A 25,513-nucleotide genomic window follows, 5' to 3' on the forward strand; every position below is an offset into this window, starting at 1 on the left:
AAGCCAAGCAAGACAGATTGATATACTAACTTTGGAGGTACTTACAACATGAATAAACAACAATGGATAAAAAAAGCGATTGTTATAGGAATGGTTACTACAATGGGCTTAGGAACAATGATGGCAACTGGTGTAGGTGCAACTAAAGTTGAAGCCGCTACGGTGTCCAAAGGACAAAGCGTTGTCAATTTCGGAAAAAACTTTATGGGAACTCCATACAAATTCGGAGCCTCTACTTCTACTACTAAGGTTTTTGACTGCTCTTCCTTTATGAAACATATCTTTAATAAATATAATGTATCATTACCCCGCACAGCTGCGGCTCAATCAAAAGTAGGAACTGCTGTATCCAAAGCTAACCTTCGTGTCGGCGATCTTGTATTCTTCTCCAGCGGCAGCAGAGCAACTGGTAAAAATGTAACTCACGTAGCTGTTTACGCTGGAAACGGTAAAATTCTGCACACTTACGGTAAACCAGGTGTTACGGTTTCTGATCTTAATTCTGGTACATGGAAAAAGACTTATCTAAAGGCTCGCCGCGTACTGTAAACAACAGCTCTATAGTAGAGTCTTTTCTATAAAAGAGAATTAGTCTCAGGATGTGGTGCTGCCTTCGGGCACCCTCATTACATATCCTGTTCCGCGAACAGTATGAATCAACTTGTTCCGGTACCCTTTATCAATTTTTAAGCGGATATGCCTGATGTATACATCTACAACATTGGTATCTGCATGGAATTGATATCCCCATACTTGTTTGAGTATTTCCTCGCGGGAACATATAATCCCTCGATTCGCAGCGAGATAATATAGAAGATCGAATTCTTTATGCGTCATCTTAAGCTCGATCCCTTCACGGGTGACCAGCCTGCGGCTGGGATCGAGCATTAAACCATCTACCTTTAACAGATGTTTTAAATTTCGACGCCGACCCGTGAGGGTTAATAAATTTAGAATTCTACATTTAAATTCACCGGTATGTAGTGGTTTTGTCATGAAATCATTCCCTCCGGCTAAAAAGGCCGCAACTGCTCCGTTACCAGATAATTCTTCGGAAATCACCATGACCGGAAGAATCATTCCCTCATCTCTTACTTCGGAAATGATTTTCCATCCTTCCCATGTTCCCACCTCGCCTAAATCAGCAAGCAGCAATACCGGTTCTACTTCAGAAATGGATAAGCGAAGATCTTCGGGATCTTCGCTTTTTGTTATTTGCAGACCGATATCATTAAACACTTTCGCAATAGCGTCTAGTTCTTCCTCTCCTCTTCCGTTTCCCGCAGACATGTACCATATCATTTGCTCACTCACGAAGATCCCCCGTATCCATCAGACATGCATCAGCATCCCATTAATAGATATAGAATCCCCGGAAAACAAAGAGACCATTCCTATGAAATGGCCTGAGGATTTGTTTATTATGCTTTTTATCCAAAATATCGATGATAAAAGCTACGGGCAGCGGCAATATCCTTCGTTCCATGGATCAATGCCCGGCCATCTGCGAAGATCACCATCCGGTAAGGACCTTCCTTAAAGGAAATCAGATAAGGATTGCTCTCTACCTCACCGTCTCCTAAACGAGACAGACGACTGGCTGTTTCCTGCAAGTTAAGTTTCTGCGGCCGGGCAGGGCGGATCTGTACGGTATCCCTGCCACAAAGCACATCACTTCGTTCCGTATTTAAGGCTGTTAGATAAGGGTAGATCGGATGAGTCCCACAAGAAGGACAATTCTCCTTTTTAGCACTTTTCACGCCAATTTCTTGATGTTCATTACGCCATACATCGAAAGTCAGCAGTTTATTCCTTAATTGGTCCTTACGGTTACCGAGAAGCTTTAACGCCTCAGCTGTAGCATTTGCAGTAACCAATTGCACGGCCTGTGGGAGAATACCCGCTGTATCACAGGTATCTCCCCCTAGTGGGACTGTACCTAAAAGACAATGAAGACATGGCGTTTCTCCAGGCAAAATCGTATATGTAATTCCATAGCTTCCTACACATGCTCCATAAATCCAAGGGATATTATTCTTTTGGGCAATATCATTAATGATGAGACGTGTATCGAAATTATCAGTCCCATCCATAATCAGGTCCACCCCTGAGATGAGTCCTTCCAGCTCTTCCTTCCGCACATCCATAACATGCGCTTCTATGACAACCTCAGAATTAATCTGCTGCAGTCTGTTCTGGGCTGCAATGGCTTTTGGAGCTCGCTCCTGCGCATCCATCTCGGTATACAGCTGTTGGCGCTGCAGGTTACTCCACTCTACATAATCGCGGTCAACGATAAGAACATGCCCAACCCCACAGCGGACTAATGTCTCTGCAATCCCTGTACCTAACGCACCCGCACCAACTACAAGCACTTTTGATTTTGCAAGACCCTGCTGTCCTTCAGTTCCAAACGGCGCGAAACGTATCTGTCGTGAGTATCGATCTTCTCGCCCAGCGTTATGAAACATACATTATCTCCTCCCCATATCCAAAAAGCGGAGAACAGCAGGATGTCTGCTATTCTCCGGATTTATGATTATTCTATACCTGTACAGCTGACCACTGCTCAACATCCCAAATTTTCGTAACCCAATCTTCATAAAAATCAGGTTCATGAGATACAAGCAGGACTGTGCCTTTATATTCTTGCAAAGCGCGCTTCAACTCTGCTTTAGCAATAACGTCAAGGTGATTGGTAGGTTCATCGAACAGTACCCAGTTGCTTTCGCGCATCAAAAGCTTACAAAGTCGCACTTTCGCTTGCTCCCCACCACTCAGCATACTAAGCGGACGTGTAATATGTTCATTTTTTAGGCCACAGCGTGCCAGATGTCCACGAACTTCGTTCTGAGTTAAACTGGAGAATTCATTCCAGACATCCTCAATGGGTGTAAGACTAGCTGCTTTCACTTCTTGTTGGAAATATGCAGGGTTCAGATAATCCCCAAGATAGGTTTTGCCGCTGTATGTTGGGATCACTCCCAGAATTGTCTTCAGCAGTGTCGATTTACCCACACCATTGCAGCCAACAATAGCAATCTTCTCTCCACGTTCAATGACCATATTTAGCTGTGGCAGCAGCGGACGATCATAACCGATCTCGAAATCAATTCCCTCGAAGACGGTTTTCCCGCTTGCCCGGCTCTCTTTAAACTTAAAGGTCGGCTTAGCAGCTTCTTCAGGCCGATCAATTCGGTCCATACGATCAAGCTGCTTCTCACGGCTTTTTGCCCGGCCTGAAGTTGAAGCACGCGCTTTATTCCGCTGGATGAAGTCCTCTTGTTTTTTGATAAAATCTTGTTGCTTCTCATAGGCATCGATATGCTGGTTTTTGTTCATCTCCGCCATATCGAGGAATTTCTCATAGTTCGCCGTGTAACGGGTCAATTTACCGAACTCTAAGTGATAAACGACATTAACGACTTTATTCATAAACTCAGTGTCATGGGAAATCAATATAAATGCATATGGGTACTGTTTCAAATAGTTGGTCAGCCAATCGATATGCTCAACATCCAAATAGTTGGTAGGCTCATCAAGCAATAGTACATTGGGTTTCTCCAGTAGCAGCTTCGCCAGCAGCACTTTGGTTCTTTGACCACCGCTGAGAGAAGCAACATCACGATCTAGCCCAATCACGGACAGGCCTAAACCATTGGCCATTTCCTCTACTTTTACATCAATCAGATAGAAATCTCCGATATCCAGTTGTTCCTGAATGTCTCCCATCTGCTCCAGTAGTACTTCTAGTTCCTCAGGCGAAGCATCACCCATCTGCTCTGTGATCTTCAGCATTTCCTGCTCCAACTCAAGCAGTGGCAAAAAAGCGTCCTTTAGAACATCGCGAATCGTTTTACCCGGTGTAAGAATCGTATGTTGGTCCAAATAACCGTAACGCACCCGAGGGGTCCACTCTACTTTACCATTATCCTTCAAAAGCTTTCCTGTCAAAATGTTCATTAGCGTCGATTTACCAACGCCATTTGCTCCAACAATTCCAACATGTTCTCCTGGTAACAACCGGAAAGACACGTTCTTGAACAATGTCCGATCCCCAAAATTGTGGGAAACGTCTTCTACAGTAAGTAAACTCATAAATTCTCCGCAAGCTCCTGTCTATACTTAAATAATGCGTAAATCAAATCACGTATAAATATATATTTTATCATACTTTAGCGGAACACTGAATTAAATGTTAGTCCCAATAGCCTATCTTAAGAAAAAACCACGGCGTTTTCCAACGTTTCGCTCGCCCTTAATGTCCCCTAACAGCTCAGCAATTACATCTGCCAACTTCCCTTTTTGTAAAAATGGATCTTGCTGACATGGTAAATTATAAACCCTATCTATACCTAAAGAATTTCGCAACAGTTCAACAGATTGGTGTTCAGCAAGTGGTAAACCCACTCTCCATTCCCGTTCAGGCTGCAGCCCCCTTCTCCTAATCCATAATAAAGATTCCTCCAATCGCCAATCGGCGCCAGAAGCAATTAGAATGGGAATATCGCTATGCTTGATTTCTTCCAGCGCTCCATCAAATCCACCCGTGCCCAGATCTAAGACAACAAATTGATAAGCTCCTCTCATAAGCTCTGCTACATCCCCATGGTGAGGTCGCTTCCAGTAATGAACCTTCCTCCAGGAAAATACAGACTCAGAGCTCTCATCAGGAACTGAAGCGCTCTGCACATCAACCATATTGTGCATGCGCTCATAAACCGATGAATCCGGTGATAGATCAACCCAAGCTGTTGAACCGATCTGTGCCAGATAACTGCTAATTGCAAATGAAGTATGTGTTGTTCCAAGTCCCGGCCCTACTCCAAGTAAGGCGATCACTTTAGCCTTCCGTTTATCAACCACTAGGGGCACAGACACTGCTAAAGAATTACCTTCATCCATATCATTCTCCACATGAACCAGTGCTTGAATAACAGCTGTTGCGTCCTGATATCTTTCCTCCGGATGTGGCCGTAATAAACGTCTAATTATAGGAATAAAAGCTGCGGGAACATGGTCACGCAACTTATTTTCCATTCCTGACTCCCAGTGGCTGCATAAGCCTCCGGTAGCCATATATAAAAGCAATGCACCAAGACCATATAAATCAGAAACCGGCTGACTCTGCCCGTTCCCATACTGCTCAGGAGCCGCAAACCCAACTGTACCAAGCTTCACCGTATCTTCAACGATTCCTTTTCTATAATTTCGAGCGATTCCGAAGTCGATTAACATCAATTCTTTTTGCTTAGTTAACATAAGATTAGAGGGCTTTAAATCACGATAAACAATGGGCGGATGATGACCATGTAAATATTGCAGGACTTCTAAAAGCTGTTTAGCTATTTGTAGGATGAACTCACAAGGTAAAGGTCCGGGATTATCCTTCATCAGCTGACTTAAAGTTATCCCTTCAATATAATCCATAACTAAATAAGAATACCCTTCTTTATCCGAAAGATAGTAATCAACAATACGTGGAAGCCGCGGGTGATCCAGACCCATTAGCATCTCCGCTTCCGCCTCAATGTCTGAAGGTAGTTCTTCTGAGCTTACACTTTCTTTTACAGCCCAGCGTTTCCCCTTTAAACGCAGATCCTCCGCAAGATAGACAATACTCATTCCACCTGTTCCAATCTGATCAATAATTCTGTATCTGGCGTCCATTATCTGCCCTACCCCAAGCTTCGATGCAAAATCCACCTGAACTTCCCCCTTTTTCACATAAAAAAAGAGAAAGCTTCCGCCATTAACGTTGTTACCGCAGATTACGATAACGTTAATAACGGGATGCTTTCCCTTAAGATTTTTAAATTAGGATCTAACTTAGTATTTAATCATATAAAGTGTTATTTCGTCACGATTATGAAACAGCTGCTTGGCCCGTTGAATCTGCATACGTTCGCCCTCAAACATTGCAATGATCTCTTTGATCATCGCTAGAGGTTTCTTATGCATCAGCTTTACGGTCACAATCGCTGTTCCGCCTGGGGACAGGCTGTGCAGCAGCCCGGTTACAAGCTTCGCCATCAGCTTAGGACTCCAGCTCATATCACATACAAGCAGATCAAATTCATTATCGCGGAATTTCACTTCTCCGGCATTTTTGCGCAGGATCTTCAGACCCGGGTAATTACGCAGCGATTCATGCATCAAAGCAGGGTCAACCGCTGTTACCTTCATTCCACGCTCCAGCAAGAAAGAAGTCCAGCCCCCTGGAGAGGCACCGATATCAAGCGCATTACGGAAGCTGTAAAAAGGAATAGCGAACTCCTTCTCCGCTTCCATCAGCTTGAACTTAGCACGTGAGATTTGTCCGTCTTCCTTGCGGAAACGGATTGCACCGCCATTCCAGCCGGACAGATTCTCTTCTGGTCTGGACACTCCTGCATATAAGGCATTCCCGTCTGCGTAGACAGAAATGACCCATGCCGGATCTTGTACTGTAAATTCTGCACCCAAGCTCTGCAATTGCTCCTGCAGCCATTCCCGAAGTTCGCCCGGACTTTCCTGCCAGAAGGAAGGATCCCCTTTACGAACATTTAGGGATACTTTCTCCCCCTCTAGCTCACTGCGGCGGCTTAAATACACAGCCAAACGCTGTAACGCATCCATGGTTCCTTCATCCTGAAACTGCACAGGCTGTATATGACGAAGGAAAATGGGCAGATTCTGTGTGAGCAATCGTGATACTTCCTCGGGTTCAGACTGCAAGGTGGCTAGAATGATTTCTCCCGGCAGCAGCAGCGTACTCTTCACTGCGCCGAACAAGCGCCGAAGCTCTTCCTGAGCATATGGCGCAAAGCCGTGATTAGCTGTACAAATATATCGGGAGTACACCATTTCTTCCGGAGCAGTGGTCTGCTCTTCGTTATCATGTCTTAATTCGTTCAAATCGTTTTGCCTCCAGGTCTAATTTTAATCCAGGGACGACCGCTATCCCATTCTACATCAACAGGAATATCATAGGTGGCCAAGATCATTTCTTTGGTTAATACTTCTTCTTTCGGTCCGGAACCAGCTAGCTTACCGTCGCGAATTAAAGCAACATGTGTAAAAAGCGGGACAATTTCTTCCACATGATGAGTTACATATACAACGGAGACATTACGTTGTCTCAGCTTGTCTACTTCAGCCAGCATTTTTTCTCTTTCGTACAGATCAAGACCTGCACAAGGCTCGTCCATAATCAGTAGTTTGGGGTCAGCCATAAGACATCTTGCCAGCATTGCTTTTTTTCGCTCTCCCTGTGACAAGGTTCCAAAAGGATGAAGTGCCATATTGCCCAGATTCATATCCTCTAGCAAGCGGATTGCCTTCTCCTTCACTTCGTGTGGAATGCTCTCGTAGAAACGCAAATAAGCGTAAGCTCCTGTAGCTACAACCTCCCACACCGGATCATTTAAAGACATTTTCTCCATTAAGGAAGGACCAATATAACCAATCTCTTTACGAACCTCGCGTAAATCACATTGACCATATTTATTCCCCAATACCTCAACAGTTCCTTTGCTAGGGAATAAATAACCTGTCATAATCTCCAAAATTGTTGTTTTGCCCGAACCATTTCGTCCCAAAATGACCCAGTTTTCGCCTTCCTTCACTTCTAACGATACATCGTCCAAGATTAGGCTTTCTTCTCTGCGCAGAGATAAATGTTGTAATGAAATGATCATGATATAACACTCCTTATGTATTCCAGAATCCGCTCAACTGAAACCATTGAATAATAAATATGCGGATTCTCTATCCGGTCAGCAGAAGCCACAAGTAGAGCAGGGACACTGGTAATACGGTATTGTTGGACCAGATTAGGCAACATGTTCACATTTCCGGCAACCATTTGGAGTTCAGCAGGCAATAGATGTGCCGCTACTTCCAACATGCGTTCTGTAGCCTTACAGGTACCACACAGCGGAGTATGCAAAAATACTACCAGCGGTTCTCCAGGTCTCGTGAGTATCTCCAGTAAATCCGCTTCATTCATTTCCTTCATTTCAGACCCGTCTCCCCAGCGATATCATAAAGCTTATCAGAACTTAGGGGACCATTAAACAAGATCATCCCCTCAGGTTTAGCCGCGTATAAGATTTCATACATTTCTTTTCTCCCTAAAACACTGGAGGTGTGTAGATAGATTTCACGGGGGTACAGTCCTTCCAGAACAATCCGTCTAGCCACTTCCCCACCAGAATAATCATCCGGTCCCATATCATAATCTAACGATAAAATACCAACCTCACACTCACGCAACATCAGAAGACATTCTTCTGTTGTCCTGGCTAAAGCAAATCCAAGCGGACCTTTACGGAGATCGTCCATATAGATATGAGTCACTTTCTAGCCCCCGCTTCAAACCAACTGCGAACAGTAGCTATTTCATTCCGATGACTGCCATCTGGACCCTTTTCAGTTTCCAAAACAACAGATTTTTTACGTAATGGATCAGAAGTTATTAAGCGCTTAAGACCCTCTTCGCCGATATAACCTTTTCCTATTCCAGCATGCCGGTCCCGTCTCGAATCAAAGGGAAACTTAGAATCATTTAGATGAACAGCTACAAGATGCGGCCAAAATCCAAGCTGGTTTCCTCGTTCAAGCAAGTCTTCCGTATGCTCAGGATTCCAAATTCCCGCCGCAAAAGCATGACAGGTATCCAGACAAAATCCAATCTTCTCGGGAAACTGGCTAAGCTCACGAACCTTCACCAATTCTTCAAGTGTAATCCCTTCGGTACCATGGTTGCCCGCTTGATTCTCGATTAGCAGCTTGGCGTTACCTTCCCATGACTCCAGCGTCTCATTCATACATTGTATAATATTTTGATAGCCTTGTAACGGCTCCATTCCAGCAAAATGTCCAAAATGAACAACAATGCCTAAGGAACCGCAGGCTTCAGCAATTTCCAGATCATTAAGTAGGGAGTCTACATACACCTTTCGCGGGGTAGCGTCATCCCTATTCGCAGCCATATTGATTGCATAAGGGGTGTGGGCGATAGAGGTGATCCCTTTTTCTTGGCAAAAGAGTGCACAATCCCTTGTATCTCGAATATCAACCGTCTTTAACTTCAGACTGCGCGGATTTTTCGGAAAATATTGAAAACTTGTTGCACCGCTCTCCCAAGCAAATCGGGCAGCTCTCCCATATCCACCACGAATGCTGACATGAGCCCCTATTTTGGGTTTAGGCTTCATGCTGACAGTCTGGGCAATAAAATACTTTGCGTCCAGACAGCTCTGTTTTGATAATCGTTCCCCCATCGCGTAGGCAAGGCTCACCCTCACGGTCATAGACTTTACATTGGTCATTATAAGAACCCGTAACCGTATCACCGGTCATAAAAGGCATTTCCATGTATCCGCCAATCTCTGTCGCATCAGTTAATACTTTTTGAATGCTTTGATACAGGCGGGAAATGGCTTCAGGTGATAAATTTTGTACTAAAACTGAAGGCAGAAGCCCTGCGTCAAAAGCAATCTCATCCGCATAACAATTTCCAATACCCGCCATTACATGCTGATTCACTAACAGACTTTTTAACGCACCACGCCGCCCTTTTAATATTCCTGCAAAACGTTCCGGCGTCATCCGTCGATCCAGCAGCTCAGGTCCAAGCTTACCCATCGTTGCTTCGCTTTCCTTCACGGATACTAAATGTAAGAACCCTAACCGCAGGCCCATAAAATAAAGGATCTGATCACCAAATGCGATTTCTACTTGCGTATTACGATCCGGCCGCTCTTCTTCTGAACCATAAAAAAGCAATCCACCCAGCATTAAATGTAATAGTAATCTTCGTCCATCATGGAGATGAAACAAAATGTACTTGGCGCGCCGCTCTACAAAAACAACACGCGCACCGATCAAGGCATTAATGAAAGCTTCTGTTTCCATGTTAATTGTTTTTTCTCTGTTCACAATTACATTAGTTATCGGAACATTTATAATACGCTGGCTAAGCAGCTGTCTATAATTCTCCATTTCCGGCAATTCTGGCATACTCATCGTCCCCTCTAAGTTGGTGAAGTAATAAGACCCTAGCTATTATACACCGAGAAACATTTTAAGTTCAGCTAAATCGGCACATATTTCATCGGGAGTGATCCCTGTGATGCTTTTATAGTGCTCCAGGTTCTCTGTAGTGGTTAAACCGGTAAGAACAAGGATTGTACGACAGCCCGCATTAACACCGGCAGCGATATCCGTACGCATATTATCCCCAACAACAGCAGCATGTTCAGGTTGAATGTTCAGAAGATCTGTCGCATATTTGATCAGGTGGGATTCAGGTTTACCGATCACTACTGGCTTCACTCCACTTGCAGCCTCAATTGCTGCACCAATCGTACCCGCACCCGGCATAACCCCATCATCTGATGGTAACATTAAATCTGGATTGGTGAGCACAAACTTTGCCCCGCTCAAAATCCAACGCGAAGCTTGAGCTAACGAAGCATAATTAAAAGAACGATCGATACCTTGCACCACATAATCAGGGGATTCTGTGACGATTTGGAGCCCTGCCTCAATGCAAGCCATACGCAGTCCCTCTTCTCCAAGTATCGCCACTGTAGCCCCAGGTGATTCCTCAGCTATGTAACGTGCGGCTGCCATAGAAGAGGTACATACCTCCTCAGCTTTCGCCTCAATTCCCATTCCACTTAAGTGGGCAGCAACGTTAGCTGCCGTACGCGATGAGTTATTAGTAACAAATAAAAAAGGGATATCCGCTTCACGAAGAGCTTTTATCAGCAGATCAGCACCGGGAATCATTTTATGCCCATGGTACAATGTACCATCTAGATCAATCAATAATCCTTCAATTTGTTCCATCACTAACCCCTCAGTTTCCACAATGAATTTAATTAATATAATAAATAAATAATAGTATTATCAAACTCGTAGCCTTTGCCCTGCTTGGATTTACAGAAAAACTCAATCCCTTTAGGTGGAAGATATCACCTACTGATTTTCGGCAATATGTCCAGCCATTCGTTCGTCTTTTACTCCGTGATTACTTTAAATCTAACACACTTCGTCGAATGAAATCGAACAACCGTCCCATCCAGCATTTTTTAGCATAGCACTGTCATTTCCTGCGCTTTCCCGGAAAATAATCATTCCCCCTATTGCCCATTTAGTCTGCGAGGTACCGGATATGCATTAAATTCCTCAGCTAATAATGTCTCTGGGAATAGGAGTTCAGCTTCCTCAAGCAAAGGAATTAACTCTTCATGCGAGCTGTAACGAGAACTGAAATGAGTCAGCAACAGCTGTCCTGCTTTGGCTTCTTTTGCTAACTCTGCAGCCTGACGGGCTGTACTATGATGATATTGATACGCCATGTCAGCCAGATCATGGGCGAAGGTTGCTTCATGAACGATAAGGTCTGCATTAAGAGAGAGTTCTAAGGCTCCCGAACAAGGTCTTGTATCTCCAAGGATAGTAACAATACGTCCTCGTTTGGGTTCCCTGACAACATCAGCAGCACAGATTCGCACACCTTCATCCGTAACAACATCTTCACCTTTTTTTAATTTCCCATAAATCGGTCCCGGTTTTAAACCATAACTCTTAAGCAATTCCGTATTGAGGCTTCCGGGACTATCCTTTTCCGTTACCCGGTAGCCATAGCTGTCAATCCGGTGCTCAAGTAATGCAGCCTCAACTTTAAAGCTATCATCCTCGAATATAATTCCTCCTGTATGCTCTACAATCTCAATCTTATAAGGAATTCGGGATTGGCTCACAGCTAAGGAGATCTCTAGGTATGCTTTTAATCCAGGGGGTCCGTACACCGTTAACGGCGCTGTCCCTCCCTGATAACCACGACTTGATAATAGACCTGGAAGACCAAATAGGTGATCACCATGCAAGTGGGTAATGAATAGTTTTTCCAGCTTTCCTAGCCGAATCGGTGAACGAAGAACCTGATGTTGTGTACCTTCCCCACAATCGAACATCCAAATACTGCGACGTTCTTCCAGCAGTCTTAATGTAACGGACGTTACATTGCGTTGTAGCGTTGGCACACCTGCATTAGTACCTAAAAAATATAAATCCATTCTTTTTCCTCCCTTCTGCTTATTGGCTCAACCATCTCTTTTCAATTCTAAACGACCTTCTTCCAGCAAAAAACCCCCCAGTTACGGGAGGTTCCGCTGAAAGGGATACAATCCCCTACAGACCAGGTATATAAATGAAAGAATTACAGCTTCTCTACATTAAAATACTGCGCTTCTGGATGGGCAAATACCATAGCCGAAACGGAAGCTTCTGGCTCCATCATAAAGCCTTCTGTAAGGTGAACACCGATATCCTCCGGAGATAACAACTTAAACAGTGGACCTTGATCTTCTAAATCCGGGCATGCAGGATAACCAAATGAAACACGGATTCCTTGGTATCTTGCCCCATGTCTTTGCTTCATCGTCATATCCGCCGGATCCGGGAAACCCCAAGTATCGCGCATCATATGATGGACGCGTTCCGCCAGTCCTTCTGCCACTTCAAGTGCAACCGACTGCAAGGCGTGTGAACGCAGATAATCTCCGCTTTCTTTCAGCTGAGTAGACAATTCACGTACACCGTGACCTGCTGTTACAACTAGGAATCCAACATAGTCCATAATACCACTGTCAACAGGTTTCAAAAAGTCCGCCAAGCACAGATGAGGCTCTACCCCTTGTCTCGGGAAAGTAAAGGTATGCAGGATCTCGGACGTATTCTGTGGATTATACACTATAATATCATTCCCTTGCGATTGTGCAGGGAAGAATTGATACATAGCATGTGGAGTAATGGTACCCTCTAGCATTGCTTGATGGAGAATATCGTCTACGGTACCCTTCAGTTCAACAGTCCGCTGATCTCCAGCAGCTAATTGGGCTTCTACAGAACCCCGTAACCCCAAATGATGACCCAGCAGCATTTGCATATTCACATAGGGGATAATATGCCCCAATGGATAGTTACGCAGTACGTGGCGTTCTAAATCCGGTGGAACAAATACAGGTGCATCTGGAGATATTTTGGAACGCACTGCTCTGGTTAGTTTCGGCAGTTCTTGCTTAGGCGCCACCGCAACCGCTGCTTCTGCCTCCACACGAATTTCCTCGGCAATCTTCTCCCGTTCTTCAGGGTTCATAAGCCGATTGGCAATATCCAGCCCGTCCATAGCGTCCTTAGCATACAATACTAGACCGTCATATTCTGGACGAATACGGGTCTTCGTAAATTTACGGGTCAAAGCTGCGCCGCCAACCATAATCGGAACATCGATACCTGCTGTACGTAAATCCTGAGCGGTGAGGACCATCTGCTGAGCAGATTTCACAAGCAACCCGGACAATCCTATCGCATCAGCTTTTTCTCGACGGAAGGCTTCGATAATGGTCTCTGGTGGTACTTTTATACCCAAATTAATGATCTGATAACCATTATTGGAGAGGATGATCTCCACTAGATTCTTACCAATATCATGTACGTCCCCTTTTACGGTTGCCAGCATAATTTTTCCTTTAACCGCTGTCTCATCCTTCTTCATAAACTGCTCTAGATGATTGACAGAAGCCTTCATCACTTCAGCGCTTTGCAGCACCTCAGCAACGATCAATTCATTATTATTAAATAACCGGCCGACCTCCGACATCCCTGCCATCAGCGGTCCATTGATGATCTCCAGCGGACCAGATTTAGTCAATGCTTCATTAAGGTCAGGAATGAGTCCTTCCTTCGTACCTTCAACCACATAGGAAGCTAAACGTTCTTCAAGTGACAGGTTGGAAATCTTCTCTTTTTTCTCTACTTTTTTACCACGGAAAGCAGCTACAAAAGCAGAAAGCGTCTCATCATTCGTATTATAAATCAGTTCCTCAGCAAGATGACGTTCTTCGGCAGGAATGGAAGCATACCGCTCCACTTTCTCTGTATTTACGATCGCATAATCCAACCCAGCTTTTGTACATTCATAAAGGAATACGGAGTTCAACACTTCACGTCCCGCTTCCGGCAATCCAAAGGAGACGTTGCTGATGCCCAAGATCGTATGAACACCTGGAAGTGCTTCCTTGATCAAACGAATGCCGTCAATCGTTTCTTTTGCTGAACCGATATATTGTTCATCTCCGGTTCCTACAGGGAACACCAATGTGTCAAAAATAAGATCTTCTCCTGCTAAACCGTACTTATTCACTAGCAAGTCATAAGAGCGTTTAGCCACTTCCAGTTTATCTGTGGCCTTAATGGCTTGTCCCGTCTCATCGATGGTACCCACAACAATAGCTGCACCATATTTATGAATGATCGGCGTCACCAGCTCGAATTTCTCTTCACCATCTTCAAGGTTAATGGAGTTAATTATCGCCTTACCTTGACAGTACTGTAAAGCTAAATCGATAACCTTAGGATCGGTAGTATCGATCATCAGGGGTACTTTAACCTTTTTCACAACCAGTTCTAAGAAAAGCTTAATATCTTCAATCTCATCACGGTCAGGGTCTTGTACACACACGTCAATAACCTGTGCCCCACTCTTCACCTGAGCACGGGCAATTTCTGAGGCTTCTTCATATTTACCTTCGACGATAAGACGTTTAAATTTACGAGAGCCAAGTACATTCGTACGTTCACCAACCATGTATGGGCGGTTGTCGTTCTCAATATAGATAGGCTCAATGCCTGAAAGTGCAGGCGGATGATTACCTGCCAGCGGGCGTGGAGGATATTCTGAAAGTGCTTCCTTCATCGCACGGATATGCTCTGGTGTCGTTCCACAGCAACCCCCTGCAATGTTCAGCCAGCCTTTTTCGGCAAAGGCTGCAATCTTGCGAGCTAAAGAATCTGGAGATTCATGATAATGTCCGTTCTCATCCGGCAATCCTGCGTTTGGATAACAGCTCACGGCTGCGGAGGAGATCTCCGAAAGCGAACGAATGTGATCCCGCATAAACTCAGGACCAGTCGCACAGTTGAGGCCCATAGAGATAGGCTTCAGATGTTCTAATGAGATATAAAATGCTTCAATATTCTGACCCGCCAATGTAGTACCCATTGGTTCAATTGTTCCTGAAATCATAACCGGCAATGTGATGCCAGTCTTTTCAAAAGCATTACGAATACCAATACTTCCAGCTTTAACGTTAAGTGTATCTTGAGAGGTCTCCAGCAGCAAAACATCTACTTTACCGTCGATCAATGCCACTGCTTGTTCCTCATAGCTATCAACTAACTCTTGGAAAGTAACGCCTCCAGTTACTGAGAGCGTTTTTGTTGTTGGACCCATAGCCCCCACGACGTATCGCGGACGGTCAGGTGTGTCATATTTGTCTACTGCTCTGCGAGCCAACTCTGCTGCCGCTAGATTGATCTCACGTGCCCGCTGAGGAATATCATATTCAGCTAGCACAACAGAGGTTGCACCAAATGTGTTAGTCTCAATGAGATCAGCCCCTGCTTCGAGGTACTGCTCATGAATCGTCTGAATGACTTCTGGACGTGTTAATACCAGCATTTCATTACAGCCGTCCAGCTCATCGCCTCCAAAATCTTCTCCAGTAAGAGGCACCTGTTGGATCATCGTGCCCATCGCGCCATCAAGGATCAAAATCCTTTGTTGTAAGCTTTCCTCAAGTGTATATTTAGCCAACTAATAGTCCCCCCAGTAAAACATTAGAGTAAGTTTAGCAGAATAAAGGAATTTCGAAAAGCCTTCCTTTCCACTCTGCTTTATCTGTTATTGCTCAGTAAGCGTTGCGAACCTTTGAATCATGGTTTCACAGACAGCTCTTTGCTAGGCATAGAGTGCTGTGTCCGGGCTGTCACATGTGAAGTGACATTATATTGTCCTTCCTTTTCAAGGGTCCCTTCTGCTTGATAGACTCCTTTACCAATTAGCTTTCCCTTAAGCTCTATTTTCTGTCCCTCATCATTTTTATTCACAATTTCGAACAGAACCTCTTTTGCATCATCTACTGCCTCGTTATCTTGGGTCACCACAGCTTCAAAGGTTACCTTTTGATTTACAACAACTTCTTCAGGACTCCATTGTAGTTCGACTTTGATAGGTTCCATAGACATGTTCATATTCATGTTATGTATTTCTGAATGCTTGGTTCCATTTGAAGAACATCCACCTAGTACTAGAAGTGTTGCACCTAATAATACAGCGACTAATTTCTTCGATCTCATCATTCGGAGCCCTCCCAATCATTATCGAATAATAAAAATCTACCAATTCATGTTATACATCTCCATCTATTATACACATTATTATTCGTTTTTCAGTATTTTGCATCAATTCCGCATTAGTCTTGTGACTTAAATCATTTACTTAAAAATCTAATGAAATCCTTATGTTAGTATGTGTGTACAGAAAAGCAGCGAGTTTCTTAGGATCTCAGAAACTCGCTGCTTTTATAAAGTCTTTATATTGGAGCTAATAGCTCTGTATATCTTACAAAGATTGAACTAGTGGAAGAAGTTCCTCAAGGTGATTGATTTCATGATCCGGATGAATATCAAGACTAGGTGCTCTACCTTTTCTATTGATCCAGACCGTGGTCAACCCTGCTGCCAGCCCCCCACGGATATCCGTTGTAAGCTTATCGCCGACCATAACTGCTTGCTCAGGAGTTACATCAAGAAGCTCTATAGCATGCAGGAAAATTTCCTTATCCGGTTTGCCTTTACCAAAGCTTCCGGAAATCACAATATGATCAAAGAAAGGAATTAACTCTGGCACACCATCTAGTTTCTCTTGTTGCAGTGCAGGACAGCCGTTCGTAAGTAGCAAAAGCTTCACTTGACCCCGTAACTGCTCCAGTACATGCATTGTTTCTTCATAGATGTATGGACGTTTTCTGCGCTCTGCTGCGAATTTAGTTGCCAAGGTCTCAGCTAGTGCTTCGTCTTCCACCCCTAACGCTGCAAGTCCGCGACGCCAAGACTCTTTACGATATACCGGTGCAAGCTGCTCCAATTGACGGAATTCTGGCTGTTCACCTGCCGTAAAGTTAGCCCAGAGTGCTTCATATGGATTAATTCCGATCATCTTTGTAAATGGGAACGTCTCATAAGATTCATACAAGCTACTTGCTTCCTTACGAACTGCAACTTCTAGTTCTTGTGGATCAATCGTATCCCCGGCGGCTTCACAAGCAGAACGAAATGCTTCTTCGACGCTCCGATCATCCCACAGCAATGTATCATCAAGGTCAAATAGTACAGCAGAAATTGGCATTACAGGTCTCCCTCTCCCTTTAACTGGTCTAGTTCTATTCGTGAACTACTTCAATGTTGTGAGCTTTAGCAAATGCTTCTAATCGTGTACTCATCGCATTAGTATCATAGCGATTCATAAGTTTTGTGAAAATCCATTTCGTACGTTTCCCTTTGTGCTTAATGACTACAGCTCCACGCGAAAGGGTGATTTTCTCAATATCTGCAGCTGGAAGCCCGCGTTCGCGATTGAATTTAATAGTGGACAGTCTTGCTTTTTCCACCTTCAAGTACGGACGACGGAAGAACAATAGCGCTGCCAGCAAATAGTACAGTACTACTCCTAGCCAATTAGCCAGCATGCCATTGCCTTTGGCCTGATCAATAGAACCAACTACCCAAAACATAGTGCCAAGTATCACTAACACTACCGGAAATGCAATGTTGCGACCTTTAAAGACTTCGGCATTCTGGGTAGGAGATTTAGAGGCATAAATCGTATCCTTGCCTTGTTTCTTTCTTTGCTTGTTGATTTGCTGTGTGTTGCGTTGAACCATTCTTTCCCAAGAACGGGCCATGTGCGTTCCCCCTAGTCATCCTGAAATATCTATGAAAAGGAACAGCGAGCTAATGTTTAAGCCCCTTGTTACCTTGTTCATGCTCATCGTTATCTACTACTTCAATAGTATTTAATTGTGCTCGGAAGTTATTGCGGATATTCCCCAGGTAAATTTCACGAAGCTTGGCGCGTTCCGCCACTTCCTCTTGATTAAGGCCTACGCTCTTCTGTTTGCGTGCCAATTCGTTAATTCGCGCGACCAACTCATCAATATTCAATACTTTCCCTCCCCCTATAAATTAATTCTAACTCTGCCATGAGAAAAAGAGCTTGTCAAGGTCTACTCCCTGCAAGCTCTACTAGTCATTCTATTATGTTCTCAGAAAATTAATAAATAGGTAAAGTAAGTATGTCTCCAGCGTTAATTTGACTACTCTTAATCCCACTTGAACGTTTAATTCCTTCTATATAAACAACTGTCTTCATATCAGCTGGTTTATTCTTAAGAGCAATACTCCATAGTGTATCTCCACGTTCAACCACAATCCGCTTCTCTTCCTTCATTATAGTCGTCGATCCTGCAAACACATTTCCCACTACTGTTAGGCCAGATAATACTAGCACGAAAATCAATATTAACTTAATAAAGAAATCTTGACGGAACAACGAAATCATCCCTCCAAGCAAACGTTCCGTTATCTCTTTCACCTTAGCGGAATTACGGGCAACGTCATTATGTCCTATAGATTCAACCACAGGGGCCTTGTCGTAGATGCTGCGGTATGTACTGTATTTTAGCATAATCATCATCCTCCAAACACTTGTTCTTACTTTCGAATTTATAATAACACGAACATGTGTTTTGTTCAATACTATTTCAGAACAATTGTTCTCTTTTTTTCGAGAGACTCAAGCGGTTCATTTTATTATCATTTGTCTACCATTTTTTAACTCTAGCAGATTAATATTTATAATAGTTAGAACTTATGTTTGTGCGAACGGTAGTTCTATGTTATAATTTTCCCAAACATTACTATATGGGGTTGATTCCAATGTCAAAGATTTCAAGTCGCCAGCTGGCGATCCTGGAATTTATACGAAGCGAAGTCCGCAGCAAGGGTTATCCACCTTCCGTCCGGGAAATTGGAGAAGCTGTTGGCCTTGCTTCCAGCTCCACAGTTCACGGTCATTTGGACCGGCTTGAGAAGAAGGGACTTATTCGTCGAGATCCAACGAAGCCACGTGCAATAGAATTACTAGGCCAAGAGGATTCAGAGAATGTTCACCAATTCGCGCAGACCATCTCACGGATTCCTGTTGTAGGTAAAGTTACCGCCGGGGTACCTATCACTGCTACAGAGAATATCGAAGACTACTTCCCACTTCCTACTCACTATGTAGGTGACAACAAAGTATTTATGCTGTCTGTCATGGGTGATAGTATGGTGGACGCAGGCATTATGAATGGTGACTATGTGATTGTTCGCCAACAACAAACAGCGGACAACGGAGATATCGTTGTAGCCATGACCGAAGAAGATGAAGCAACCGTTAAGACCTTTTACAAGGAACGTGATCATATACGGCTTCAGCCGGAGAATCCAGCTTATGAGCCGCTTCGCCTTAATCGCGTAACTATTCTCGGAAGAGTCATCGGATTGTTTCGAGATATCCACTAAGCATGCACTTCTAACATAAAAGGCTGTTCCGCATATGCGGAACAGCCTTTTTTCTACGTTTTTTTGCTTTTCCAACCACTTACGAACATTTGTTCCCAATGGCTAAAATGGCCATTTTCTATGAATATCCCTTTAGGCGTTCTACTCATATCCTAATTAGAAAGGAGTGTTGCGTATAATGCCCAACTACCGAATTATTGTGGATCTGACCCAACGAATGTTATATCTTCTGGACAATGATATTGTGATTAGAGGTTTCCCTGTCGGCATCGGTAAGATGTTAACCCAATCCCCAGTGGGTGAATTCACTATTATTAACAAACAACCCGACCCAGGGGGTCCCTTCGGTGTTTTTTGGATGGGACTGTCTAAACCACACTACGGAATTCATGGAAACAATGACCCTTCCTCCATTGGGAAAGAGGTGTCCCACGGCTGCATCCGGATGTACAACGAGGATGTGTTAGCACTCGCTGCTATTGTCCCTATAGGCACACGAGTAACGATAAGAAATTAAATTCGAATGGAGGCTCGGCAACCCCCAAATCACATTAAAAAATGGGGGTCATTACATAAGTAAGTATTTTTTCATTAGCATACTAGGAGTTTCGTGATTATATGTCGAATATTGTTAACAGGATTGCAAATTGAAAAGGATGTGTTTAGTTTGAATAATTCAAAAATTAGAACCCTCGTCGATTTTAAAGTCGATGCACTGGGTAAGCTGTCCGGTTTACTTTTAAATGATGAACAAGCTAGTGGAAAAAAAGTGAATTTGCTCACCTCTTTTGGCAGCATTCAGGGAATCGTCTCTCCAACCGTCTCCAACAAAGAGGATGTATTTGATTTAAAATCTTTGATGGATGATGTAATTGTAGACGAATACATATCTTATTTGGGAGCAGAACACCCTGATAAAAATTTCAGTTATAACTTTGTTGTCCTCAATGACGTTACTGTAAGACCTTATGCTAGTTATGGGACTCCGATCGAATACAAACAGCTGATTGTTTATACCGATCATATCACTGCCTTCAATTTTCTATAGGTTTACATAATCACCTTAAAAAGCACTCTTGCAGCAACCCCAAATTTTGCATCATTTGCAGAATCGGAAGGTTTCTCTGGGTGCTTTTTTTGGGTTAATCGTGAAGCCGATCCTATAATTCCACGAATTTCCCTTTTAAAAGATACTAGTGGAGATCATTCAGGCATATCTTTCAATAAGCAACAATTTGAGTCTAATGAGATAACTAGGAGGTGTGATTATATGCTGATTATCCTGATGTACTTATTTGCTATTTTAGGAGTTGTTTTAATTCTAAGTGCCGCCATTATAAAATTGAAAACGCTATCTGCTTCATCTGAAATTTCTAAGCTAGTTAATGCGACCTCATCTTTTAACATCAGCTTCACCAAAACATTCATTCCCCCCAATCAATCTCACTTGATCGCACTTAACGAGCCTAATAAAAAATTGGCAATCGGTACCAAAAATCCGAAGAGTAACAAAAAAGCAGTAGCAAAGCTATACTCTTTTGATAATGTAATGGGATCCGAGATTGTGGTTAACGCACTTACCCTTTCAAAAGTATCCAAAAGACATCAAAACAGCAAAACTACTGCAACAAGTGCAGATATTAACGTCCTTAAGGAAGCTGATGAAGAAGCTAATGTGATTGAAGAGCTTACGCTTAAAATATATATGAACAGCAAAGAAACGCCTGTGTATTGTATCTCCTTCTTGCCGGGTTTATTGCCTATTCGACAATCCGACAACCAGTACAAGGAAGCTTACTCCCAAGTACAACAATTGCATGCACTGTTCAGGTCAATCGTATCTGAATAATTAAGTTGTTTTTTGCGCAATAAGATGTGTGAATTATTTTTCGCAAAAACCTTTGATGTAGACACCATATCGCCATACCCCCATTTGTTTTCGACATAAAAAAATCTAAAATTGCACACTAAACCCATCAAACTGGTGAATGCCCGTACCATGTGCCACTACCTTTTGCTCACGTAACTCACGAACCGCCTTTTTGACCTCTTGTAAAATAGATGGATCTAAACCCAGTGTATTATGAGAACCGAATACTTGGGTAACTCCTGGAATTTCCGTAATCTTTTCTAAGGATGCCACTAAATCAACCGGACTAGTCGAAGGGTAAAAGGCATAGATTGGCGTAACGTCATACAATAAATCACCTGTAAACAGATATCCGTTGGCATGATCAAAAAGGCTGATATGACCTGGCGAATGACCTGGTGTGTGGTATATTTCTATTTTACGCCCGCCTATGTCGAGCACATCCCCTTCTTGTAAAAGAGCTGTTGGTTTCCCTTGAAAAGGTATGTAGGTGTTAGGATCAAAGGTTTCAGGAACAGGAAGTGTGATGTCCCGGCTCATATCTTTTCGAATCTGGGCAAGGGACAAGCCTTTTATTCCGTTAATCAGCCAATCCTCATCCGCTTTATGAACATAGATTGTCTCGAATTGCCCATGACTGCCAATATGATCTGCATGCACATGCGTAGTTATGACAGCGATAGGTAAATCCGTTAACTGGTCCGTTATTCTTTTTATATTATCAATACCTAATCCCGTATCAATTAACGCGGCTTGTTTTTGCCCCAAGAGTAAAAAAGAATGCACCTTTTCCCAATGTCCATATTCACTGATTGCATAGGTGGTCGGATCAATTTCAGTTACTGTAAACCAACGATCTTTAATCAATTACACTCCCCCATTCCATTTTTCCCTTACATGCTCTTCTCCCTTACAATAATCCGCCTGTTCATCTGCTTGATAGATTTCTTGATAGGGCAAAATGTTGATTTTGCCTGAGTCTGGATATTCGCAAATATCTATTCCCTGATTCGTTCGGAGATCCAGATACCTGCATGGTGCATCGGAATGATTATAAAGCTGGTGCGCCCCTTCCGGTCCCATTTCAAAAAATATTACATCCCCTTCAGTAACCTCCGTAAAACCCTCGGGTGTTCTTAACATCGCTTTTCCCGCTAAAATCACAAATATTTCTTCAGCATTTCTATGAAAATGATAAGGAAAAGAATATTTATCAGGATCTAAAGATCTGATATCAAAAACTAAATGCTTGGAGCCCACCATTTCAGCTAACCTTTCACTCGTATGCCAAGCAAACTCTGGGATCGGGGACTGTTTTTGTGTAAAAGAGACCGTATTTTCATTAAAAATCTTCACCATCTGCAACACTCCTCCTTATGTTGTGCGTTCATTTACAACAAATAAAGAATCCCAGCTACAGCTAATGAAATAAGACCACCTAAAGCGGACCAATTCGCTACTTTGTTTTTAGCTTTACGGTCTTGCTTAGATTCCGAATAAAAGTTACCTCTTTGTTGTGTACCTGTCGTGAAGGCTCCAACACATATACCTGAAATTATAAAGAAGCCCAATCCTATGTAAATAAAAATTTGCATGAACTTACTCCTTCCCAGGAAAGAATTAGTTATCTATATATAAGATATTTTAACATTAAATCCCTCTACTACGTGCCATGACTTTCGGACCCAGATGACGCTATTTGCTAATTTTGAGCCTTTGAAGCATGGTTTCGGACTCCAGTGACGTTATTCCTAAGGATGAGGCTCATATTGAGCGTTTTTAATGCCAATAGCGACTATGGAGTCCTTTAGTATCCCAAATGTGAGATAAAGCTCCATATAAGGTCTGTTGGGTCCTATAGCGGGCTCATATGCGAAATTTGCAACCTCAGCAAACGAAAATTGGCGTTCGAATGAAGTAAGGTACCAAAAAGAAGAAGAAGTGTGCCAACAACCATTTTTTTGATTATGGTTATGGCACACCCCTTCTACTCCGCACAACTCCTACGGCTCTGATCACACTTAATTCCTTTCAAGTTCAAGTGTTGCCAGTGAAACCATCACCCAAGGTGCAAACTTATTCGACGAATCCCCCTTAGGATTGTGTATCCGAAAAAGAAAAGCTTCCCCCGCCTGATTCTTCCAGACCATATAATCTTCTATCCCTTTATCACCGGTTGCCTGCAGATATAGTTCAGCAAAACCTAGAGGATGTTCAATTAGTTCCCCGCTATGGTCGTTGGCTTTGCCAATTGCAGAAAGCTCGGTTTGTCCCTGTTGCTTCAGAGCGGTGAGCTCGTAACCGGCAGGCAAGTGTTCAATTTCGGCATAATAGGTTGGATCCTCAGTTAATGATAAACGACCAGACTGTGAGTCTAGTGTGAAATCCTGAAAAACATACAGGGAATATCCATCACCTTGCTCAAGTGTACCTTCTTGCCCTGAGACCCCTCCCTCCTGTTCACCAAATGCTTTGGTCTTTGGTCGATCAGATGCTAGAGGATCAGTGGCCTCCGGACTGGCGGACTCCTGCACCTCCATAGAAGGAGTAGCAGAAGGTTCAGGAGTGCTTGTAGCTTCAACAACTGGCATTGTCGCTGCACTCGAAGCTGTAGGTTTTGCCTCGTCTGTTGTTTTATTGTTACTACATGCACCGAGAATTGAGGAAGACAGAAGAATACTAGTAACTGTAGTTAATAATATTTTTTTCATTACGCACCTCCTTATTACTATATTAGTTATTACCCACATGAGTGACGTGTCCTCTTATTCTTCAAACCTTTTCTCAATTTTATTGCTACGGATTGAAAAATTTCAAACAATCGACTCGTTCTTATTTACAGCTATGGAGTTGTGCTCGAAATTCAAATTGTTCCCGGACGATTCGGGCACCAACTATCTTAATTAATGCCACCAGATTCCATAAAGTGACCCATGAGATCTTAGTTCTTCTCGGTTTCATAAGGTTAATTGGACTGAGCAAGAGCAAGGTAGGCGATAAAACAATTAAAGTGAAAAAAAATTTACAATCACTTTTACTTTAACACTTTTAGAATATACAAAAATAATAAAATAGCGACTCACAGCCAACCGCGGGGGGGGTCTGTAAATCGCCATTCTTAATGATCTGTAACTCAGGTCTTGTGTCAATACTCTTTGATAAATTCTTTTATAGTCACGATGCGGGAATATAACCAATGACTGACCATGACTATGTATAATCGTCTATAGAGTTATTTTTTTGATTTATAACTTCTTACTAATAAACTAATACCTTTAAAAATCAAAACCACTAATATCCCGAAAATTATCAAAGTTAATATTAAGTTTGACCAAACTATATCCAAATTCACTCCTCCGTCTCTGCATTTAATTCATCTATCTCCCATGATATCCCATTATTTATGATAAATGAACAACTTCTTACACGTTAAAATTGTTAATCAACAATATGCCAATTTTGATATTCACCTGTAAAACATCCTCGAATAACCTTAACCTCAGCTATTTGTGGGCATTTCGCGGGCATTTTTCGTAGACATATCATCGATGGTTACAAAACCACTATTTTGCCCAAACAAAAAAAAACTCAACACCAAAGGCGTTAAGGGTTTAAAGGTTCTAGTAAAGCGTCATATATTGGTTACTTTCCCACTCGTGAACCGAGTCCGGTTTACAGTTTGCCTTTTTATAATGGTCTGAATAGTACCTAATTCCGTTAAAATAAAGGGTTCTCTGAGAAAACGATTACGGATTTCATTGTCTTCCTTCTATTATTTGTGAGCATTTTGTGGGCGTTTATGTGTGCAGGAAATATAGCCCAATTTTCAATCAGAAGAGGTACTACAAATGCAATTGAAGATTTCAATCTAGGGAATAGAATCCAGAATATCGCTATCTTAAAAGTGGCTTGAAAATCGTATTGGGAGAATCATCGCCGTTAAAATTAACTTTAGATATCGGATAACCATCGCTAATTGGCTTCGTTCCGGAATCATTGGTGGATGTATCATAGGATCCATTGCCTCCGTGAGGGAAGAAATTTAATGTATGAACAATAACCCTGCTACCATCATGGTCAGCAAGGTTTTATTATGACGCTTACTCGTAGAGTTGATTACAGATAAAACAAAATTTTTTGAGCAATAAAAGAGCAGTTCAGGTTATCCCTGTGATGACTCTT

The 25,513-nt window shown here is 42.8% G+C and carries 27 protein-coding genes; 5 read left to right on the plus strand and 22 right to left on the minus strand.

All coding sequences use genetic code 11. The features are described from left to right. Positions 1-48 precede the first annotated feature (48 nt). Positions 49-549 (plus strand): C40 family peptidase, encoded by a 501-nt coding sequence (locus NST94_RS16495; protein WP_076128433.1) that lies wholly within the window; start codon positions 49-51, stop codon positions 547-549. 45 nt (positions 550-594) lie between these two features. Here NST94_RS16495 and NST94_RS16500 read toward each other — a convergent pair whose 3' ends face one another. The 18 genes from NST94_RS16500 to NST94_RS16585 form a co-directional block, all read right to left on the minus strand. Then, on the minus strand, positions 595-1,314 hold the full coding sequence (locus tag NST94_RS16500; protein WP_076281720.1) for a response regulator transcription factor: 720 nt from the start codon (positions 1,312-1,314) through the stop codon (positions 595-597). Between the two features lie 116 nt (positions 1,315-1,430). After that, positions 1,431-2,471, minus strand: coding sequence for a ThiF family adenylyltransferase (locus NST94_RS16505; protein WP_076302608.1), 1,041 nt, complete (start codon positions 2,469-2,471; stop codon positions 1,431-1,433). A 73-nt stretch (positions 2,472-2,544) separates the two neighbouring features. Beyond that, entirely contained in the window at positions 2,545-4,098 is a 1,554-nt protein-coding gene (locus NST94_RS16510; protein ID WP_036687697.1) for an ABC-F family ATP-binding cassette domain-containing protein, read from the minus strand. A gap of 114 nt (positions 4,099-4,212) precedes the next feature. After that, on the minus strand, positions 4,213-5,706 hold the full coding sequence (locus NST94_RS16515) for a serine/threonine-protein kinase (protein ID WP_081383375.1): 1,494 nt from the start codon (positions 5,704-5,706) through the stop codon (positions 4,213-4,215). 123 nt (positions 5,707-5,829) lie between these two features. Further along, on the minus strand, positions 5,830-6,846 hold the full coding sequence (locus NST94_RS16520) for an SAM-dependent methyltransferase (protein WP_339282153.1): 1,017 nt from the start codon (positions 6,844-6,846) through the stop codon (positions 5,830-5,832). Between the two features lie 47 nt (positions 6,847-6,893). Next, the gene (locus NST94_RS16525) at positions 6,894-7,676 is read right to left on the minus strand and encodes an ATP-binding cassette domain-containing protein (RefSeq protein WP_036687827.1); all 783 of its coding nucleotides are present in this window, start codon (positions 7,674-7,676) and stop codon (positions 6,894-6,896) included. Then, positions 7,676-7,999: a thioredoxin family protein gene (locus tag NST94_RS16530; RefSeq protein WP_076128425.1), complete on the minus strand. Its 324-nt coding sequence runs from the start codon at positions 7,997-7,999 to the stop codon at positions 7,676-7,678. The genes NST94_RS16525 and NST94_RS16530 overlap by 1 nt, the downstream gene beginning before the upstream one ends. Then, the gene (locus NST94_RS16535) at positions 7,996-8,340 is read right to left on the minus strand and encodes a cyclic-phosphate processing receiver domain-containing protein (RefSeq protein WP_076184432.1); all 345 of its coding nucleotides are present in this window, start codon (positions 8,338-8,340) and stop codon (positions 7,996-7,998) included. Before NST94_RS16535 ends, NST94_RS16530 begins: the two co-directional genes overlap by 4 nt. Beyond that, on the minus strand, positions 8,337-9,200 hold the full coding sequence (locus NST94_RS16540) for a deoxyribonuclease IV (RefSeq protein ID WP_076128421.1): 864 nt from the start codon (positions 9,198-9,200) through the stop codon (positions 8,337-8,339). The genes NST94_RS16535 and NST94_RS16540 overlap by 4 nt, the downstream gene beginning before the upstream one ends. Further along, positions 9,190-10,005 carry a DNA-formamidopyrimidine glycosylase family protein gene (locus tag NST94_RS16545; RefSeq protein WP_076133771.1) on the minus strand — a complete coding sequence of 272 codons (816 nt, stop codon included), beginning with the start codon at positions 10,003-10,005 and terminating at the stop codon, positions 9,190-9,192. The genes NST94_RS16540 and NST94_RS16545 overlap by 11 nt, the downstream gene beginning before the upstream one ends. Positions 10,006-10,050: 45 nt before the next feature. Beyond that, on the minus strand, positions 10,051-10,839 hold the full coding sequence (locus tag NST94_RS16550) for a TIGR01457 family HAD-type hydrolase (protein WP_076128417.1): 789 nt from the start codon (positions 10,837-10,839) through the stop codon (positions 10,051-10,053). 293 nt (positions 10,840-11,132) lie between these two features. After that, complete coding sequence (gene rnz / locus NST94_RS16555) at positions 11,133-12,071, minus strand: ribonuclease Z (protein WP_076128415.1); 939 nt, start codon at positions 12,069-12,071, stop codon at positions 11,133-11,135. 143 nt (positions 12,072-12,214) lie between these two features. Further along, positions 12,215-15,652, minus strand: coding sequence for a methionine synthase (gene metH, locus NST94_RS16560; RefSeq protein ID WP_076302609.1), 3,438 nt, complete (start codon positions 15,650-15,652; stop codon positions 12,215-12,217). Between the two features lie 119 nt (positions 15,653-15,771). Further along, the gene (locus NST94_RS16565) at positions 15,772-16,197 is read right to left on the minus strand and encodes a FixH family protein (protein WP_038571571.1); all 426 of its coding nucleotides are present in this window, start codon (positions 16,195-16,197) and stop codon (positions 15,772-15,774) included. A gap of 262 nt (positions 16,198-16,459) precedes the next feature. After that, the gene (locus NST94_RS16570; protein ID WP_280753123.1) at positions 16,460-17,245 is read right to left on the minus strand and encodes an HAD-IA family hydrolase; all 786 of its coding nucleotides are present in this window, start codon (positions 17,243-17,245) and stop codon (positions 16,460-16,462) included. A 34-nt stretch (positions 17,246-17,279) separates the two neighbouring features. Next, entirely contained in the window at positions 17,280-17,801 is a 522-nt protein-coding gene (locus NST94_RS16575) for a hypothetical protein (protein ID WP_076128411.1), read from the minus strand. Between the two features lie 49 nt (positions 17,802-17,850). Next, the gene (locus NST94_RS16580; protein ID WP_036687717.1) at positions 17,851-18,060 is read right to left on the minus strand and encodes a DUF896 domain-containing protein; all 210 of its coding nucleotides are present in this window, start codon (positions 18,058-18,060) and stop codon (positions 17,851-17,853) included. Positions 18,061-18,169: 109 nt separating this feature from the next. After that, positions 18,170-18,583 (minus strand): LysM peptidoglycan-binding domain-containing protein, encoded by a 414-nt coding sequence (locus tag NST94_RS16585; protein WP_076128409.1) that lies wholly within the window; start codon positions 18,581-18,583, stop codon positions 18,170-18,172. A gap of 251 nt (positions 18,584-18,834) precedes the next feature. Between NST94_RS16585 and lexA the strand changes: the two genes are divergently transcribed. From lexA to NST94_RS16605, 4 genes are all read left to right on the plus strand, one after another. Beyond that, a complete protein-coding gene (gene lexA, locus NST94_RS16590) occupies positions 18,835-19,461 on the plus strand; it encodes a transcriptional repressor LexA (protein ID WP_036687720.1) in 627 nt (208 codons plus the stop codon). Between the two features lie 178 nt (positions 19,462-19,639). Beyond that, the gene (locus NST94_RS16595; RefSeq protein ID WP_076128407.1) at positions 19,640-19,978 is read left to right on the plus strand and encodes a L,D-transpeptidase; all 339 of its coding nucleotides are present in this window, start codon (positions 19,640-19,642) and stop codon (positions 19,976-19,978) included. Positions 19,979-20,128: 150 nt separating this feature from the next. Next, positions 20,129-20,509: a hypothetical protein gene (locus tag NST94_RS16600; protein ID WP_139329870.1), complete on the plus strand. Its 381-nt coding sequence runs from the start codon at positions 20,129-20,131 to the stop codon at positions 20,507-20,509. Between the two features lie 222 nt (positions 20,510-20,731). Then, positions 20,732-21,310, plus strand: a complete 579-nt coding sequence (locus tag NST94_RS16605; RefSeq protein WP_280753122.1) for a hypothetical protein — start codon at positions 20,732-20,734, stop codon at positions 21,308-21,310. 105 nt (positions 21,311-21,415) lie between these two features. Here NST94_RS16605 and NST94_RS16610 read toward each other — a convergent pair whose 3' ends face one another. The 4 genes from NST94_RS16610 to NST94_RS16625 all read right to left on the minus strand — a co-directional run bounded on the left by NST94_RS16610 (position 21,416) and on the right by NST94_RS16625 (position 24,042). Next, positions 21,416-22,198, minus strand: coding sequence for an MBL fold metallo-hydrolase (locus NST94_RS16610; RefSeq protein WP_076184438.1), 783 nt, complete (start codon positions 22,196-22,198; stop codon positions 21,416-21,418). Beyond that, positions 22,199-22,690, minus strand: coding sequence for a cupin domain-containing protein (locus NST94_RS16615; protein WP_076279300.1), 492 nt, complete (start codon positions 22,688-22,690; stop codon positions 22,199-22,201). Positions 22,691-22,722: 32 nt separating this feature from the next. After that, positions 22,723-22,926, minus strand: coding sequence for a DUF5316 domain-containing protein (locus NST94_RS16620; RefSeq protein ID WP_076184440.1), 204 nt, complete (start codon positions 22,924-22,926; stop codon positions 22,723-22,725). Between the two features lie 426 nt (positions 22,927-23,352). Next, positions 23,353-24,042: a hypothetical protein gene (locus NST94_RS16625; RefSeq protein ID WP_076308342.1), complete on the minus strand. Its 690-nt coding sequence runs from the start codon at positions 24,040-24,042 to the stop codon at positions 23,353-23,355. Positions 24,043-25,513 lie beyond the last annotated feature (1,471 nt).

Origin of the sequence: Paenibacillus sp. FSL H8-0282 (genome assembly GCF_037963825.1) — a bacterium.
GTDB classification, from domain to species: Bacteria; Bacillota; Bacilli; order Paenibacillales; family Paenibacillaceae; genus Paenibacillus_AQ; species Paenibacillus_AQ odorifer.